The following is a 393-nucleotide window of genomic DNA, read 5'->3' as shown; positions in this document are numbered from 1 at the left end:
GGCGACGCTCAGGCTTCGGTGCAGGCCCTGCAGAACGGCGAGGTGCTGGCCACCCAGCCGCAGGCGACCGCCGACATCCTCAAGCAGATGCAGGCGCTCCAGGGCGTCACCGTCCTCAACGGCGTCGGCGGAACCTTCGAGCACGTCGACATGGCCCAGAACAACAAGGGTCCGTTCGACCCGGCGGCCTACGGCGGCGACGCCAACAAGGCCAACCTGGTGCGCGACGCCTGGCTGCAGACCATTCCGCGGCAGAAGATCATCGACACCATCATCAAGCCGCTGAACCCCGACGCCGAGATCCGCAACTCGCTGATCGTCGTCCCGGGCAGCCCGATGTACGACGGTGTCGTTGCCGCTAGCGGCATGGCGACGAAGTACGGCGCCGGTGAC

General features: G+C 67.4%; 1 protein-coding gene. It reads left to right on the top strand.

The genetic code is table 11. The annotated features are described in order from the left end of the window. Positions 1–18: 18 nt before the first annotated feature. Positions 19–393 (top strand): hypothetical protein (locus AC30CM_RS27330; RefSeq protein ID WP_490120027.1); only part of this gene is annotated, 375 nt, incomplete at its 3' end.

Source organism: Mycobacterium sp. DHQP2018-32-09 (genome assembly GCF_058148405.1).
The sequence above is the reverse complement of the archived record's forward strand: the minus strand, read 5'-3'. Positions and strand labels throughout refer to the sequence as shown.